Annotated in this window: 14 protein-coding genes; 10 read left to right on the forward strand and 4 right to left on the reverse strand. The window is 75.0% G+C overall.

Going from position 1 to position 16,976, the window contains the following annotated elements; all coding sequences use genetic code 11:
• Window positions 1-83 precede the first annotated feature (83 nt).
• The 3 genes from NF338_RS12705 to NF338_RS12715 form a co-directional block, all read right to left on the reverse strand.
• Window positions 84-806: a class I SAM-dependent methyltransferase gene (locus NF338_RS12705; RefSeq protein ID WP_264031117.1), complete on the reverse strand. Its 723-nt coding sequence runs from the start codon at window positions 804-806 to the stop codon at window positions 84-86.
• 43 nt (window positions 807-849) lie between these two features.
• On the reverse strand, window positions 850-1,935 hold the full coding sequence (disA, locus tag NF338_RS12710; protein WP_087471208.1) for a DNA integrity scanning diadenylate cyclase DisA: 1,086 nt from the start codon (window positions 1,933-1,935) through the stop codon (window positions 850-852).
• 129 nt (window positions 1,936-2,064) lie between these two features.
• Entirely contained in the window at window positions 2,065-2,817 is a 753-nt protein-coding gene (locus NF338_RS12715; protein WP_264031118.1) for a DeoR/GlpR family DNA-binding transcription regulator, read from the reverse strand.
• Between the two features lie 51 nt (window positions 2,818-2,868).
• Between NF338_RS12715 and NF338_RS12720 the strand changes: the two genes are divergently transcribed.
• Window positions 2,869-3,258 carry a DUF4406 domain-containing protein gene (locus NF338_RS12720; RefSeq protein ID WP_264031119.1) on the forward strand — a complete coding sequence of 130 codons (390 nt, stop codon included), beginning with the start codon at window positions 2,869-2,871 and terminating at the stop codon, window positions 3,256-3,258.
• Entirely contained in the window at window positions 3,255-3,920 is a 666-nt protein-coding gene (locus NF338_RS12725) for an NUDIX domain-containing protein (protein WP_264031120.1), read from the forward strand. The genes NF338_RS12720 and NF338_RS12725 overlap by 4 nt, the downstream gene beginning before the upstream one ends.
• An 18-nt stretch (window positions 3,921-3,938) precedes the next feature.
• Here NF338_RS12725 and NF338_RS12730 read toward each other — a convergent pair whose 3' ends face one another.
• The gene (locus tag NF338_RS12730) at window positions 3,939-5,399 is read right to left on the reverse strand and encodes a DNA repair protein RadA (RefSeq protein ID WP_264031121.1); all 1,461 of its coding nucleotides are present in this window, start codon (window positions 5,397-5,399) and stop codon (window positions 3,939-3,941) included.
• Between the two features lie 76 nt (window positions 5,400-5,475).
• Between NF338_RS12730 and NF338_RS12735 the strand changes: the two genes are divergently transcribed.
• From NF338_RS12735 to araA, 8 genes are all read left to right on the forward strand, one after another.
• Entirely contained in the window at window positions 5,476-6,009 is a 534-nt protein-coding gene (locus tag NF338_RS12735) for a potassium channel family protein (protein WP_264031122.1), read from the forward strand.
• 518 nt (window positions 6,010-6,527) lie between these two features.
• Window positions 6,528-9,695 (forward strand): family 43 glycosylhydrolase, encoded by a 3,168-nt coding sequence (locus NF338_RS12740; RefSeq protein WP_264031123.1) that lies wholly within the window; start codon window positions 6,528-6,530, stop codon window positions 9,693-9,695.
• A 168-nt stretch (window positions 9,696-9,863) separates the two neighbouring features.
• Entirely contained in the window at window positions 9,864-10,580 is a 717-nt protein-coding gene (locus NF338_RS12745; protein WP_264031124.1) for a hypothetical protein, read from the forward strand.
• A gap of 136 nt (window positions 10,581-10,716) precedes the next feature.
• Window positions 10,717-11,598 carry a pyrroline-5-carboxylate reductase gene (gene proC, locus NF338_RS12750; protein ID WP_264031125.1) on the forward strand — a complete coding sequence of 294 codons (882 nt, stop codon included), beginning with the start codon at window positions 10,717-10,719 and terminating at the stop codon, window positions 11,596-11,598.
• 35 nt (window positions 11,599-11,633) lie between these two features.
• Window positions 11,634-12,686 (forward strand): LacI family DNA-binding transcriptional regulator, encoded by a 1,053-nt coding sequence (locus NF338_RS12755; protein WP_087472797.1) that lies wholly within the window; start codon window positions 11,634-11,636, stop codon window positions 12,684-12,686.
• A 130-nt stretch (window positions 12,687-12,816) separates the two neighbouring features.
• Window positions 12,817-14,490, forward strand: coding sequence for a xylulokinase (locus tag NF338_RS12760; protein ID WP_264031126.1), 1,674 nt, complete (start codon window positions 12,817-12,819; stop codon window positions 14,488-14,490).
• Window positions 14,487-15,257 (forward strand): L-ribulose-5-phosphate 4-epimerase, encoded by a 771-nt coding sequence (locus NF338_RS12765; protein WP_264031127.1) that lies wholly within the window; start codon window positions 14,487-14,489, stop codon window positions 15,255-15,257. Before NF338_RS12760 ends, NF338_RS12765 begins: the two co-directional genes overlap by 4 nt.
• A gap of 163 nt (window positions 15,258-15,420) precedes the next feature.
• Window positions 15,421-16,929 (forward strand): L-arabinose isomerase, encoded by a 1,509-nt coding sequence (araA, locus tag NF338_RS12770; protein ID WP_087472798.1) that lies wholly within the window; start codon window positions 15,421-15,423, stop codon window positions 16,927-16,929.
• The last annotated feature ends 47 nt before the right edge of the window (window positions 16,930-16,976 follow it).

The following is a 16,976-nucleotide window of genomic DNA, read 5'->3' on the forward strand; positions in this document are numbered from 1 at the left end:
GTCCCCACGGACCGGGGCGAGACCCGTCTGCGCGCGGGCGGGCCCTGCCCCGCGAGGTCGAACCTCGGCCGGGCGGGAGTGCGTCAGCGGCGGGCCAGGGCCCAGCGGAAGGCGTTGCGCAGGAGGTAGGAGCCGTCGGGGCGGCGGAAGGGGCGGGCGGCGGCGAGGACGTCCGGGCGGAGCTCGGTGCGCAGGTCGTCCGACTCGCCGAACATGATCGCGGCGACGACCTCGTCCGCGTCCGCGAGCACCATCGGCGCGTCCGCGACGCCCTCCGCGACGACCGTGAAGCCGTGCTCGGCGAGGAGCGTGCCGAGACGGCCCTCCTCGCGGCTCTCGTCGCTCGGCTCGTGGTCCTCGCCGGCGACGGCCCGCTCGAGGACGGTGAGGTCGTTGCGGTCGTCCTCGGCCCAGGTCGCGACGGCGACCAGGTCGCCGACGCGCCGGCACTCGCTCAGCGTCTTGGCGACGTCCGTGAACGCGAGGGCGTTGACGAGGGTGACGAGGTCGAACGCGTCGTCGGGCCAGGGGAGGCGCTCGGCCTGGGCGACGCGCAGGTCGGCGCCAGGGCTTCGCCGGCGCGCGACGTCGATCATCCCGGCGGCGGCGTCGCAGCCCGTCGCGTCCGCGCCGCGGGCGAGGGCCATGGCGACGAGCTCGCCGGTGCCGCACCCGACGTCGAGCACGCGCGAGCCGGGCCCGACGCCAGCGGCGTCGAGGATCGCCTGCTGGGCCGGGGCCGCGGCGGGTGCCCACCAGCGTGCCCAGGCGTCGGCCAGTGCCGACCACTCGTCGACGTGGTCCACGGTCCCCCTCCGTGCGGGCTCGTCGGTCGGACGGTCAGGTGGGTCAGACGTAGCGCTCGAGGATGCTCGACTCCGCGAGCCGCGACAGCCCCTCGCGCACCGCGCGGGCGCGCTGCTCGCCGACGCCGTCGACGGTCATGAGGTCGTCGATGCTCGCGGCAAGGAGCTTCTGGAGCCCGCCGAAGTGGGCGACGAGCCGGTCGATGATCGTCGCGGGCAGGCGCGGCACCTTCGACAGGAGGCGGTACCCGTGCGGCGCGACGGCCGCGTCGAGCGCGTCGCCGCCGCCGGGGAGGTCGAGCACGCGGCCGATCTGACCGAGGTCGAGCAGCTGGGTCGAGTCGAGGCCGCCGAGCGACTTCTGGACCTCGGCGAGCGAGCGGTCCTTGCGGCCGAGGTCGACGTAGTCGCGGATGACGAACTCGCGGTCCGAGCCGATGCCGCCGATGAGCTCGTCGAGCTGGAGCGCGAGGAGGCGGCCGTCGGTGCCGAGCTCGATGACGTACCCGGCGATCTCCTCGGAGATGCGGGCGACCATCTCGAGGCGCTGCACGACCGCGCACACGTCACGGACGGTGACGAGGTCCTCGATCTCGAGCGCGGAGAGCGTGCCGGACACCTCGTCGAGGCGGGCGCGGTAGCGCTCGAGCGTGGCGAGCGCCTGGTTGGCGCGCGACAGGATGGTGTCGGAGTCCTCGAGCACGTGGCGCTGGCCGCCGACGTACAGGGCGACGATCCGCATGGACTGGCTCACGGAGATGACGGGGAACCCGCTCTGCTTGGCGACGCGCTCCGCCGTGCGGTGCCGCGTCCCGGACTCGGTGGTCTCGATGGTCGGGTCCGGCAGGAGCTGCACGGCCGCGCGCAGGATGCGGTTGGCGTCGCGGTCGAGCACGACCGCTCCGTCCATCTTCGACAGCTCGCGCAGGCGGGTCGCGGAGAAGCCGACGTCGAGGACGAACCCGCCGGAGCACATCTCCTCGACGACCTTGTCCAGACCGAGGACGATGAGCGCGCCGGTCCGGCCGCGGAGGATGCGTTCGAGGCCGTCACGGAGCTCGGTCCCGGGTGCCACGGCGGCAAGGGTCTCCCGGAGCATCTCGTCGGGGTGCGCGGGGGAGTTGGCCACGGAGGAATCCTACGCTGTGAGCCCTTTCCCACCTCCGGGAACCCGCGGGGGCGCGCCTCAAACTGGTCACGATCCGGTCTCGACGCGGTCCGCGCCGTCGGCCCCGGTGAGCGGCGCTGCCGAGCGCGCTCACGCAGGGAGCACGCGGACGTGCTCGCGCAGCGCGCGCACGACGTCCGACGCGGGGTCGGCGTCCGTGACGACGCCGGCGACGTCGTCGAACCCGACGACGCGGAACGGCGACGCCGCCCCGACCTTCTCCGACGAGCCCAGCACGTACGTCTCCGCCGCGCGCGCGGTGAGGGCCCGCTTCGTCGCCGCCTCGTCCGGGTCGCCCGTGGTGAGCCCGGCGTCCGGGTGGATGCCGGTGACGCCGAGCAGGAACAGGTCGGCCGACACGTGCTGCGCGGCCTCGACCGTCGCCGCCCCGCTGGTCACCGCCGAGTGCTTGAAGAGCCGGCCGCCGAGGACGATCACGTCGGCGAACGGGTGCTCGACGAGCGCCGTCGCGACCGTCGGGCTGTGGGTCACCACCGTGCAGCGCAGGTCCGGCGGCAGCGCCGCCGCGACGGCGAGGGCGGTGGTACCGCCGTCGAGGATGACGGTGCTCCCGGGGTCGATCAGCCGGACGGCGGCGGCCGCCACCCGCTCCTTGCCCGCGACGGCGACCTGTCGGCGTCCCGCGTAGTCGGCGACGGCCGGCGAGACCGGCAGCGCCCCGCCGTACACGCGCTGGCAGAGCCCCTCGGCGGCCAGCTCGCGCAGGTCCCTGCGGATGCTGTCCTCCGAGAGCCCGAGCTCCGCCGCCGCGGTCTTCGCGACGATCTTGCCGTCGCGGCGGAGGGTCGCGAGCAGGAGGTCACGTCTCTCGGCGGCCAGCATGGTTCTCCTTGTTAGTTCTCGATGATGCACGTTCATGCCTATTCTAGGCCCATGAACCGACCTCTGCTCGTCCTCATCGCCGGCCCGTACCGCTCCGGTACCGACGGCGACCACGCCGCCATGGAGGCCAACCTGCGCCGCCTCGAGGAGGCGGCCTGGCCCGTCTTCGCCGCGGGGCACGTCCCCCTGATCGGCGAGTGGGTCGCGCTCCCGGTCCTGCGCTCCGCGGGCGCCACGGTGGACGACGACCTGGCGGCGGACGTGCTCTACCCGACCGCGCAGCGTCTCCTGGAGCACTGCGACGCCGTGCTGCGCCTGCCCGGCGAGTCGGCGGGGGCCGACCAGGACGTCGCGATCGCCACGGCCCGTGGCCTCCCCGTCTACCACGACGTCTCCGAGCTGCCCCGCCACGACGAGGCCTCATCCGTGAGCGCCCGGTGAGCGGCGTCCCCGGGGTCGACGTGCCCGACCACCGCGGCCGCACCGGTCTCGACCAGACAGGTCGCGGGCTGCGGCGCAACCCGGACGTCGTCGTCCGCGACGTCGAGCTCACGTCGCAGGGGTGGCACGTGCTGCGCCGCACGACCTTCGACCTCCGGCGCCGGGACGGGCGCTGGCAGTCGCTCCAGCGCGAGACCTACGACCGCGGGGACGGGGCGACGATCCTGCTCCACGACGCGGCGCGGTCGACCGTCCTGCTCACGCGGCAGTTCCGCTTCCCGGCGTACGTGAACGACCACGCGGACGGCATGCTCCTCGAGACGGCCGCCGGCCTGCTGGACGACGACGACCCCGAGACCGCGATCCGGCGCGAGGTCGCCGAGGAGCTGGGGGTGACCGTCGGGCCGGTCTCCCGCGTCTTCACCGCCTACATGAGCCCGGGCTCCGTCACCGAGAAGGTGCACTTCTTCGCGGCGCCCTACACGCCGCGCGACCGCACGGGCACCGGTGGAGGGGTGGCGGCCGAGGGTGAGGACATCGAGGTCGTGGAGCTCGCACTGGACGACGCGCTCGCGATGATCGGCGACGGCCGCATCGTCGACGGCAAGACCATCATGCTGCTGCAGTGGTGGGCCCTCGCGGGCCGACGGTCGGGCGCCTGACCGCCCCCGACCGCGCCCTCAGGTCCGCGCGAGCTCGACGGCCTCGCCGAGGTGGCGCGCGGGGAGGATCGTCATGCCCTCCACCGGGCGCGGGAACGACCCCCGCGGCACGACGGCGCGCGTGAAGCCGAGGCGCGCGGCCTCCGCCAGTCGGCGGTCGAGGCCTGTGACGGGTCGGATGTCGCCCGCGAGGCCGACCTCGCCGAACGCGACGGTGCCCTGGGGCAGCGCCTCGTCCTCGCGCGCGGAGAGCACGGCGAGCGCGATCGTGAGGTCGGCGGCGGGCTCGGTGACCTTGGCGCCGCCCACGGTCGACGCGTACACGTCCTGGTCGACGAGCCGCACCCCCGCGTGGCGGTGCATGACGGCGAGGATCATCGCGAGGCGGCTCGAGTCCACGCCGCTCGTGGTGCGGCGCGGGTTGGTCAGCGAGCTGGGCACCACGAGCGACTGGATCTCGAGCGCGAGCGGGCGCCGCCCCTCGAGCGTCACGGTGACGCACGTGCCGGGGGACCCGGCGCCCGTGTGCGAGAGGAACAGCCCGCTCGGGTCGGCGAGGCCGACGATGCCGTTCTCCGTGAGGTCGAAGCAGCCGACCTCGTCCGTCGGGCCGTAGCGGTTCTTGACGGCCCGGACGAGCCGCAGGCGCGAGTGCCGGTCCCCCTCGAACTGGCACACGACGTCGACCAGGTGCTCGAGCGTGCGCGGCCCAGCGACGGAGCCGTCCTTGGTGACGTGCCCGACGAGGATGACCGGGAGGTCGCGGGCCTTCGCCGCCGCGATGAGCGACGCCGCGACCTCGCGGACCTGGCTCACGCCGCCGGGCGCACCCTCCACCTGGGCGGACGCGATGGTCTGCACGGAGTCCACGACGAGCAGGTCGGGGTCGGTCGCCTCGATGTGCCCGAGGACGGTCGCCAGGTCGGTCTCGGACGCGAGGAGGAGGCCCGGCGCGAGGGCGCCGACGCGCTCGGCCCGCAGCCGGACCTGCCCCGCCGACTCCTCGCCGGTGATGTAGAGGACGCGTCGCGGCGTCGGGGCCGGGCGGGCGGTGGCGGTGGCGCGGTCACCGACCGGGCGCACCATCGGCAGGTCCGACCCGCCGGCCGCGACGTTGCTCGCGACGGCGAGCAGGAGCGTCGACTTGCCGACGCCCGGCTCCCCGGCGAGCAGCACCACCGCGCCCGGCACGATGCCGCCGCCGAGCACACGGTCGAACTCCGAGACGCCCGTGGGCGTGGCGCGCGCCGCCTCGACGCTGATCTCCCCGATCGGCCGCGCGGGGGAGCGCGTCGGCGAGACCGCGGTGGTGCGCGGGCCGGAGGCCGCCGGGGCGTCCTCGGTCACCGTGCCCCACTCCTGGCACTCCCCGCAGCGGCCCACCCACTTGGCCGTGGTCCAGCCGCACTCGGAGCAGCGGTAGGCGGGGCGGGAGCGCTTGGCGGCCGCGGAGCGGGCCGCGGTGGTCGACGACGTCACGCGCCCAACCTAGCCACGACCGCCGACACCGGCGCGACGCCGCGACGGGAACGCCCTCGCGCGGGATGCTGGGCGCATGCGCAGGCTCCCGCACGACAGCCCGTGGTGGACGCTCATCCTCACGGTCGCCTCCACGACGGCGTGCCTCACGGTCTACTACGGGGTCCCGCTGCCGACCGACGAGGCCCCGGAGGTCGTCCAGGTCGTGGTGTTCGCCGTCGGGCTGGCGCTGCTGTGCGCGCTCCTCGTGGTCCAGGTGCGCCGCCAGCTCCGCGCGTGGGGGACGCCGAGCGTCCGGGTCCAGTCGGTCATGGGGCTGCTCCTGCCGGTGGTCACGTTCTTCGCCCTCGCCTACTACCTCATGGCCGACCAGTTCGTCGGCATCGAGAACCGCACCGACGCGCTGTACTTCGCGGTGGTGACGCTCGGGACCGTCGGGTACGGCGACGTCCACCCGGTCGGTGAGGCGGCGAAGATCGTGGCGATGGTCCAGATCGTGCTCGACCTCGTCGTGGTCGGTGTGCTCGTCTCGATCGCCACGTCGCGCGCCCGCGCCCGGGCGGAGCACCGGCACGAGCACGGGCCGCGCACCGAAAACCGGGCGGACTGACTTTCTCCCATCGCGCAGCGGCCGGCACCGGCCCGAACCCGCCGGGGCGCAGCATCCTGCGGTTCGCAGCGCTCGGTGGAGGCGCACTCGCACCGACGTGCGAGGATGCCGGCAGCCGGATGACCGAAAACCATTGCGATAACGTTTCTGTCTGTGGCATGGTCGGCACCGGACGACCGGCTCGACGACGAGAGGTGCACGCCCGTGACGACGCGAGCGCGACGACGGCCCGCGCACGGCACCCCTGAGGTGCGCGCCGCCGTCGGCCCGCCCGGCACGGCCCCCACCCCGCGCACGACGACGGTGCCGTGACGACGGCGGTGACGCGTCCGACCCCCGCTCGCGGGGGCGTCACCGCCCGTCAGCCGGGCACACGGCCGACCTGCCCGCCGGCACGGGCTCCACGACCGTGCGCCCCGGGGGCCGAGGGAACTCCCGGGGTGCACGACCTCCACGCAGGAACCGCCGGCCCGCGCCGTGCTGGTACGACGCTGGCCCGACCGTCAGGAGAGCAGCCCATGACCGACAGACCGACCACCCGACCGTCGCCCGGGCGCAGCCCTGCCCGCGGCGCGATCGCGAGCGTGCTCAGCGCCGGCCTCGCGCTCACCGGGCTCGCGGCCACCGCAGCCCCGGCCGCCGCCGCGGAGCCGTACACCTTCACGAGCACCGAGAACCCGATCCTCGGCGACGGCAGCTACTACTCGGCCGACCCGGCGCCGCTCGTCGTCCCCGCGGGCGCGCCGGGCAACGAGACGGGCGAGGACGAGCTCTACGTCTACACGGGTCACGACGAGGCGGGCCCGACGCGCAACGACTTCGTCATGAACGAGTGGGGCGCGTTCGTGACGAGCGACGTCGACGCGGGGGAGTGGACGCACCACCCGTCGCTCATGCGGCCCGAGGACGTCTTCGACTGGGCGACGCCGGGCCGCGCGTACGCGGGGCAGGTCGTCCAGGGAGTCGACGGGCGCTACTACTGGTACGTCCCGGTGAACGAGGCGGACAGCACGGCGAGCGACGCGTTCGGCATCGGCGTCGCGGTCTCCGACACCCCGACCGGCCCGTGGACCGACCACGTCGGCGGGCCGATCATCTCGCAGCGCGTCCCGACCCCGAACACGATCCACAACATCGACCCCACGATCCTGGTGGACGGCGAGGGCGACGACGCCCGCGTCTACGTCTGGTGGGGCAGCTTCTCCAACCTGCGCATGCTCGAGCTCGCGCAGGACATGAAGACCCCCGTCGGTCAGGTCCGCACGGTCACCGGGCTCACCGGGTTCTTCGAGGCCGCGTGGGCGTTCGAGCGGAACGGCACCTACTACATGGCGTACGCGGGGAACAACGCCGGGCCGACGTCGGCCTGCACCCCGGCGAACTACCACGCGTGCATCGCGTACGGGACGGCGTCGTCCCCCGAGGGGCCGTGGACGTACCGCGGGACGGTCCTCGCGCCGGTCTCGTCCACCACGAGCCACCCGGGCATCCTCGAGTTCGACGGCGAGTGGTGGATCGCGTACCACACGGCCGACGCCGAGGGCGGGAACCACTTCCGGCGCTCGGTCGCGATCGACCGCGTCGAGTGGGACGACACGCAGTCACCGCCCCGCATGAAGCAGGTCGTCACGACGCCCGCGAAGGTCAAGGACACGACGCCGCGCGCGAACGTCGCGCAAGAGGCGACGGTCACCGTCTCCAACGAGCCCGTCCCGACCCAGTACTGGAAGAAGGCGCTCAACGACGAGATCGTGCGGCCCAACCCGCTGCCCCCGGACATGTGGGGCACGTGGACGGGGAACAACCCGCCGCAGCAGTGGGTGCAGTACACGTGGGACCAGCCGATGCGTCTCGCCGGCTCGCAGATCGAGTTCTGGAACGACCAGCCGCAGGGCACGGGCGTCGGCGTCGCCGCCCCGGCGTCGTGGCGCATCCAGTACTGGGACGCGTCCGACGGCGGCGCGTGGGTCGACGTGGCGAACCCCAGCGCCTACGGCACCGGGACGAGCGGGTTCCAGACCACGACGTTCGACCCCGTGACGACGACGCAGGTGCGCGCCGTCCTCGACGCCTCGACGAACGGCAGCACGTACTCCGCCGTGGCCGTCGAGGAGTGGAAGGTCCTGGCCGAGCAGCCCGCCGCCGTCGAGCCGCCCGGGGTGACGGTCGAGGTCGGGGAGACCGACCTGCCGGGCACGGTGCCCGTGACGTTCCCCGGCGGGGAGACGCTGCAGGTCCCCGCCTTCTGGGACGAGGTGGCCGCGGACGACGTCGCCGCCCCCGGCACGTTCGCCGTCGAGGGGTCCGTGCTCGGCTACGCGGGCGGTCGCGTGAGCACGGAGGTCACCGTGGTCCCGGCCGAGGCGGCCGACGGCGACGAGACCGCGCCGACCGTGACGCTCACGCCGCTGGGCAGCGCGGGCAGCGACGGCTGGTTCCGCTCCGACGTGCGCGTGCGCGTCGACGGCGCCGACGACTCCGGCGGGCGCGTGGTCCTCGCGACGACCGTCGACGACGGCGAGCCCGTCGCCACGGAGCCGACCCGCACGACCGAGGTGCCGGTGGCGGGCGACGGCGAGCACCGGGTCGTCGCGACGGCCGCGGACCGCGCGGGCAACGTCTCGCCGGAGGCGGTCCTCGACGTCCGGATCGACCGCGTGGCGCCGGTCAGCACGGGCGTCCTCGACCCGGCGGCGCGCACGGTGACGGTCACCGCGACCGACGCGACCTCCGGGGTCGCGCGCGTCGAGTACGCGATCGGGACCGGCGCGTGGCAGCCGTACGGCGGTCCCGTGGCCGCCCCGGACGCGAACCAGCACCGGGTGTCGTTCCGCGCGGTCGACGCCGCGGGCAACGCCGAGACGCCGAAGGTCGTGACGGTCCCCGCGGACGTCTCCGGACCGCTCACGGGCAACGTCGCGCCGATCGCCACGGCGAGCGCGTCGTACACCGCCGGGTGGAACAGCGTCGGCGCCCTCAACGACGGCGCCGACCCGGCGAACCCGAGCCAGGCCCAGATCTGGGGCACGTGGTCCGGGACGCGGCCGGCGACGCAGTGGGTCCGGTACGACTGGTCGCGCCCGATCCGGCTCACGGGCGCGGAGCTGAAGTTCTGGCGGGACTCGGACCCGGGGAGCGGGGACGGCGTCGTCCGCCCGGACTCCTGGGTGCTGGAGTACTGGGACGACACGGCGCAGGCCTGGGCCCCCGTGGCGAACCCGTCCGGGTACGGCACGAGCACGACCGCCTTCAACACCGTGACGTTCGACCCGGTCACCACGTCGCGCCTCCGGGCGACCTTCGCGGCGAACGGCAACGGGACGACGTACTCGGCGGTCGCCGTCACCGAGTGGCGCGCGTTCGCGGACGACCCGGGCACGGGCGGCCCGGAGCCCCAGCTCCCGGTCACCGTCACCGTGCAGGCGCGCTGCCTCGCGGGCAAGGCGTACGTCGCCGTGGTCGCGACCCACGACCACGACGCGCCCGTCGACCTTGTCGTCGAGACGCCGTACGGGACACGGTCGTTCCCGGCGGTGGCGCCCGGGAAGAGCGCCTACCAGTCGTTCGCCGTCCGCGCGGCGACCGTCGAGGCGGGCGCCGTGGCCGTGCGCGCGACCGGCACGGTCGACGGCACGGAGGTGACGACGGAGACCGGGGCGGAGTACGCCGCCCTGGGCTGCGGGTGACGATCCCGACCCCGCCCGGGCGATGACGGGCGGGTGAACCCGTCCGCGCGTGCCCGACACCCCGCGTCAGCGCGAGGGGTCGGGCACGCGCGCGTCCTACTCTTGGCCGCAGAGCCCCGGCCGAGAGGACCGGGCCCGCGAGGACCGAGAGCAGCGGAGGTAGGCGCGATGAGCCAGTCGCCCGGCGGGAGCCCGACGGGACGAGCGCCCGCACCCGCGCGACCGGGGCAGGGCCCGGCCGCGCGCCGCCCCGGCGACGCGGTGGGCGCGAGCGACCGCCGACACTCGCGGCCGTCCTCGGCGGCCGTGTACCGCCGCCGGCGGCTCGTCGTGCTCGTCGCCCTGGTGCTCGTCGTCGGGCTCGTGGTCGCGCTGCTCGCCTGGGTCTGGCCGGGGTTCGCCCGCGCCGACGCGGAGCCCGCGCCCACGGTGACCGTGACGGCGGACCCGCCGACCCCGACGCTCGAGCCCGTCGCGCGCACCGGGACGACCGCGTTCGCGCAGGCGCTCCCGGACACGGTGCTCGACCTGGTGCTGCGCAGCGACTCGGCGACGGACGCGTGGTCCACGGAGCGGGCCCTCGAGGCGTACGAGCTCGTGTACGCCGACGGCGAGGGCGAGGACGCCACGACGGTCACGGTGGTCGCCGGGCAGTGGCCGACCGTCGCAGAGGCGGAGACGGCCGCGAGCGACCTCGTCGCCGCGGCGGGTGAGCCCACGGACACGGGCGACGTCGAGGTCGCGGGCGAGGTCGCCGGCACCTATGCCGTGACGCCCGCGGCCGACGGGCGGTCGACCGTCACCTGGCGCAACGGCACCGCGGTCCTCCAGGCCACGGGGCCCGCCGACGTCGTCACCGACGTGTACTCCGCCTACCCGCTGTGACCCCGCGCTGACGCCGCCCCGACGCTGTGCGAGCGCCCTCCCCGGGGCGCGTGGCGCGGCGGCGGCCGTCCCGCGGTCCCGCGCACGCGCCGGGTGCGCGAGAATGCCCTCACCGACCACCGGGAGCTGATCGCCCATGACCGACCGTCCGACCCCGTCCGTCCCTGCGCGCCCGCTCGCCGTCCTCGGCACGGGCGTCATGGGCGAGACCGTCCTCGCGGGCGCGCTCGCGTCGGGCTGGGACCCCGCCGACGTCGTCGCGACGGTGCGCCGACCGGAGCGCGCCGAGGAGCTCGTGGCGCGCCACGGAGTCAGGACGACGCAGGACAACGTCGAGGCCGTGCGCGGCGCCGGCGTGGTGGTCGTCGCGGTCAAGCCGAAGGACGTCGCCGCGCTGCTCGACGAGGTCCACGACGCCGTCGGCGCGGGGACCGTCGTGGTGAGCGTCGTCGTCGGGCTCCCCACGTCCTTCTACGAGGACCGGCTCCCGGCGGGCACCGCCGTCGTGCGGGTCATGCCGAACACGCCGTCGGTCGTGGGCGCCGGGGTGAGCGCCGTGAGCGGCGGTGCCGCCGCGGACGACGACGACGTCGCGCTCGTCGAGCGCCTGCTGTCCGCGACAGGGCTCGTCGTGCGCGTCGCGGAGAAGGACCAGGACGCGGTCGGGGCGCTCTCGGGCTCCGGCCCGGCCTACGTCTTCTACGTGATCGACGCGCTCGCCGAGGCGGGCGTCCTGCTGGGCCTGACGCGCGCCACGGCTCTCGAGCTCGCGACCGCCACGGTGCACGGCGCCGCGACGATGCTGCGCGAGACCGGAGAGCACCCGGCGATCGCGCGCGAGAAGGTCTCCTCGCCCGGCGGGACGACCGTCGCCGCGCTGCGCCGCCTCGACGCGGGCGGCGTGCGCGCCGCGTTCCTCGACGCGCTCGAGGCCGCGCGCGACCGGTCGGCCGAGCTCGCCGCGGCGCTCGCGGCCACGCCCGCGCCGCGTCGCGACCCCGAGGGGACCGGGTCGTGAGCGACGGGCCGTCGCCGCGCACCCGCCCGCCCGCGATGTCCGACGTCGCGCGGCTCGCCGGCGTGTCGCACCAGACGGTCTCGCGCGTGCTCAACGACCACCCCAGCGTGCGGCCGGAGACCCGCGACCGGGTCCTCGACGCGATCGCGACGCTCGGGTACCGCCGCAACAGCGCGGCCCGTGCGCTCGTCACGATGCGCTCGGGGACGATCGGCGTCGTGACGACGGGCTCCGCGCTGTACGGGCCGACGTCGACCCTCATCGCGGTCGAGGAGGCGGCGCGCGAGCAGGGGTACTTCGTGAGCGTCGCGACCATCCGGCGCTACGACGCGGACACGATGCACCGCGTGCTCGAGCACTTCATGGACCAGGGCGTCGAGGGCATCGTCGTCATCGCGCCGCAGACCGACGTCGCGGCGGCGGTCGACTCGTTCCGCGCGCCGGTGCCGGTCATCATGATCGCGGCGCGCGACCATCCGGGCGAGGGCGAGGCCGCGGAGGTCGTGCGCCCGAGCGCCGGGGCGCTGGGCGCCCCGGGCGCGATCCTCGCGATCGCGGTCGACCAGCGGCTCGGCGCCCGGCTCGCCACCGAGCACCTGCTCGACCTGGGCCACCGCACGGTGCTGCACCTGTCCGGCCCGCTCGACTGGTTCGACGCGCGCGAGCGCGAGACGGGCTGGCGCGCGGCGCTGGAGGAGCGCGGCGCTCCCGTTCCGGAGCCGGTGCGCGGCGACTGGTCCTCCGACCGCGGCTACGCCGTCGGGAAGGAGCTCGCGGACGCGGTCCGCGCGGGCGACGGGCCGACCGCGGTCTTCGCCGGCAACGACCAGCTCGCGCTCGGCCTGCTCCGGGCCTTCTGGGAGCAGGGCGTGCGGGTGCCGTCGGACGTCTCGGTCGTCGGGTTCGACGACGTCGCGGGCGCGGGGCACTTCATCCCGCCGCTGACGACGGTGCGCCAGCCGTTCGGCTCGCTCGGGCGGCGGTGCATGGGGATGATGATCGACGCCCTGTCCGGCGCGACCGTCCGGCCCGTCTCCATCCCGCCCGAGCTCATGGTCCGCGAGAGCACGGCGACGCCACGCGGCTGACGTCGCGCTCCCACCCGCGAGACCTCTGCGAGAACCCGCGCCGGGGGAGTTGGCCTCACCGGTTGTGAGCGCTAACATTCGAGAAGACAGTCACGACCGAGGCGCGACGCCGCGACGAGGAGAAGCAGCAATGGTGCAGCAGGACGAGGTCGGTCGCCGTCGGGCGGCCGTCGTGGCAGGGGAGACCGCGCTCGGGATCGAGCTCGGGTCGACGCGGATCAAGGCGTGCCTCGTGGACGCCGACGGCACGCCGCTCGCGAGCGGGAGCCACGCCTGGGAGAACCAGCTCGAGGACGGCACGTGGACGTACTCGCTGGACGCCGTCGAGGCCGGGCTGCGCGACTGCTACGCGCGCCTCGTCGACGACGTCGAGGAGCGGTACGGCGTGCGGCCCACGACCTACGGCGCCCTCGGCGTGTCCGCGATGATGCACGGCTACCTCGCGTTCGACGCCGCCGGCGAGCTGCTCGTCCCCTTCCGCACGTGGCGCAACACCTCGACGGGGCCGGCCGCCGCCGAGCTCACCGGGCTGCTCGCGTACAACGTCCCGCTGCGCTGGTCGGTCGCGCACTGGTACCAGGCGATCCTCGACGCCGAGCCGCACGCCGCGCAGGTCGCGTCGCTCACGACGCTCGCCGGGTACGTCCACCGGCGGCTCACCGGGCGGCACGTGCTCGGCGTGGGCGACGCGTCGGGCATGTTCCCCGTCGACCCGTCGACGCGCGACTACGACCACGCGCTCCTCGCGCTCGTCGACGAGCGTGCCGCGACGCACCGCGCGGGTCCGAAGCTCGCGGAGCTCCTCCCCGAGGTCCTCGTGGCCGGCGACGACGCGGGCCGGCTCACGGCCGAGGGCGCGGCCTGGCTCGACCCGTCGGGCGCGCTGGTCCCCGGGGTGCTGCTGTGCCCGCCCGAGGGCGACGCCGGCACGGGCATGGTCGCCACCAACGCCGTCGCGCCGCGCACCGGCAACGTCAGCGCGGGCACGAGCATCTTCGCGATGGTCGTGCTCGAGCGCCCGCTCGGCAGCGTGCACCACGAGCTCGACCTCGTCACGACGCCCGCGGGCGACCTCGTCGCGATGGTCCACTGCAACAACGGCGCGAGCGAGCTCGACGCGTGGGCGGGCCTGCTCGGCGAGCTGGCCGCTGCCGTCGGCAGCGACGCGGGCCCTGACGACGTGTTCGGCGCGCTCTTCCGCGCCGCGCTGGACGGCGACGCCGACGGCGGCGGGCTCCTGGCCTACAACTACCTCGCGGGAGAGCCGATCACGGGGCTCGCGGAGGGGCGGCCGCTCGTCGTGCGCACGCCCGGGAGCCGCCTGACGCTCGCCAACTTCGCGCGCACCCAGGTCTACGGCGCGTTCGGGACGCTCGCGCTCGGGATGCGCGTCCTCGCGGGCGAGGGCGTCCGGCTCGACGGGATGCTCGCGCACGGGGGCATGTTCCGTACCGCGGGCGTCGCGCAGCGGTTGCTCGCCGCGGCGATCGACGCACCGGTGAGCGTCGGGCGCACGGCAGGCGAGGGCGGCGCGTGGGGCATCGCGGTCCTCGCCGGGTTCGCGCGCGACCGGGCGTCGTCGGGCACCGCGTCCGGGCCCACGGGCGGCGGCGCCGCCCGCGACCTCGGCGCGTACCTGCGCGACCACGTGTTCGCGTCGGCCCAGGTCGAGACCGTCGCGCCCGACCCGGTGGACGTCGCCGGGTTCGCGGCCTACCTCGACCGCTACGCCGCGGGGCTCGCCGTCGAGCGAGCCGCCGTGACCGCGCTGCCCGCCCGCACCGAAGGAGAGGACCCCGCATGACCACGCCCACCCCGGCCGCGGACGTCGCGGCACCCGCTGAGCCCACGGTGCCCGCCGTGCCCGCCCACCTGCGCGACGCCGTCGACGCCGCCAAGGAGCGCGTCGCCGCGCTGCACGCCGAGCTCCCGCGGTGGGAGCTCGTCGTGTGGACCGCGGGCAACGTGTCCGAGCGGGTCCGCGACACCACCCGACCCGACGGCTCGGGCGACCTGCTCGTCATCAAGCCGTCCGGCGTCGCGTACGACGACATCACTCCCGAGGCGATGGTCGTGTGCGACCTCGACGCGGCGCTCGTCGAGGGCGACCGGTCGCCGTCGTCCGACACGGCGGCGCACGCCTACGTGTACCGGCACCTGCCCGAGGTGGGCGGGGTCGTGCACACCCACTCGACGTACGCGACCGCCTGGGCGGCGCGCGGCGAGCCCGTCCCGTGCGTCCTGACGATGATGGCCGACGAGTTCGGCGGCGACATCCCCGTCGGGCCGTTCGCGCTCATCGGCGACGACTCGATCGGGCGCGGCATCGTGGAGACGCTGCGGGAGTCCCGCAGCCCCGCGGTCCTCATGCGCAACCACGGCCCGTTCACGATCGGCACCGACGCGCGCGCGGCCGTCAAGGCGGCCGTCATGTGCGAGGAGGTCGCCCGGACCGTGCACGTCAGCCGCCAGCTCGGCGAGCCCACGCGCATCGCGCAGGACGACGTCGACTCGCTCTACGCGCGGTACCAGCACGTCTACGGGCAGCAGCCCGCGCCCGGCCCGCGCTGACCACGGGTCGGTGCCGCCCCCTGGCGGTCTCGGCTCCCACGGCACCCGCGGCGCGCCGCGCACCGGGCACGTGGAGCACGACGCAGCACGACAGCAGCACGACCACCCGGGACGGGACCGCAGCGGTGCGGCGCCCGCCTCACGACACGAGAGATGGACCGACATGAGCAAGCCCTACGCGGACCGCGAGATCTGGTTCCTCACCGGGAGCCAGGACCTGTACGGAGAGGAGACGCTCCGGCAGGTCGCCGAGCAGTCCCAGGAGGTCGCGCGCGCGCTCGACGCGTCCCCCGACGTCCCGGCGAACGTGGTCTGGAAGCCCGTGCTCAAGGACGCCGGCTCGATCCGGCGCGCGATGCTCGACGCCAACGCGGACGACCGCGTGCTGGGCGTCGTGACGTGGATGCACACGTTCAGCCCGGCGAAGATGTGGATCGGGGGCCTCGACCAGCTGCGCAAGCCGCTGCTGCACCTGCATACGCAGGCCAACGTCGAGCTGCCGTGGGACACCATCGACTTCGACTTCATGAACCTCAACCAGGCCGCGCACGGCGACCGCGAGTACGCGTACGTCGCGACGCGCCTGGGGGTCGCGCGCACGACGGTCGTCGGGCACGTGTCGAACCCCGCCGTGACGGCGCGCGTGGGGTCGTGGGTGCGCGGCGCCGCCGGCTGGGCCGCGACGCACGAGCTGCGCCTGGCCCGCTTCGGCGACAACATGCGCAACGTCGCGGTCACCGAGGGCGACAAGACCGAGGCGGAGCTCCGGTTCGGGGTGAGCGTGAACACGTGGGGCGTGAACGACCTCGTGCGCGCGGTCGAGGAGGTCTCCGAGGCCGACGTCGACGCGCTCGTCGCGGAGTACGAGGACCTCTACGACGTGGTCCCCGAGCTCCGCAAGGACGGCGACCGGCACGCGTCCCTGCGGTACGCGGCCCGCCAGGAGATCGCGCTCGAGACGTTCCTCGAGTCGGTCGGCGCCAAGGCGTTCACGACGAACTTCGAGGACCTCGGCGACCTGCGCCAGCTCCCCGGCATCGCCGTCCAGCGCCTCATGTCCAAGGGCTACGGGTTCGGCGCCGAGGGCGACTGGAAGACGGCCGTCCTCGTGCGCGCCGCGAAGGTCATGGGCGCGGGCCTGCCCGGTGGGGCGTCGCTGATGGAGGACTACACCTACGACCTCACGCCCGGCAGCGAGAAGATCCTCGGCGCGCACATGCTCGAGATCTGCCCGTCGCTCACGACCTCGACGCCGCGGGTCGAGATCCACCCGCTCGGCATCGGCGGCAAGGAGGACCCCGTCCGCATGGTGTTCGACGCCGACCCGGGCGTCGGCGTCGTCGTGTCCCTCGCGGACATGCGCGACCGGTTCCGCCTCACCGCCAACGTGGTCGACGTCGTCGCGCCCAGCGCGCCGCTGCCGCACCTGCCCGTGGCGCGGGCGGTGTGGGAGCCGCGCCCCGACTTCGCGACCTCCGCAGAGGCGTGGCTCACCGCGGGCGGCGCGCACCACACGGTGCTCTCCACCGCGGCGGGCATCGACGCGTTCGAGGTGTTCGCCGACATCGCGCGCACCGAGCTCCTGGTCATCGACGAGGGCACGACGCGCCGTGGGTTCCGCGACCAGGTGCGGTGGAACCAGGTGTTCTACCGCGTCGCGCAGGGCCTCTGACGGGCTCGGGGGAGCCGTCTGCGCAGGTCCGAGCGCGGCCCGGTGGC

The sequence above is a fragment of the Cellulosimicrobium sp. SH8 genome (assembly GCF_025818875.1).
Taxonomy (GTDB): Bacteria; Actinomycetota; Actinomycetes; order Actinomycetales; family Cellulomonadaceae; genus Cellulosimicrobium; species Cellulosimicrobium cellulans_D.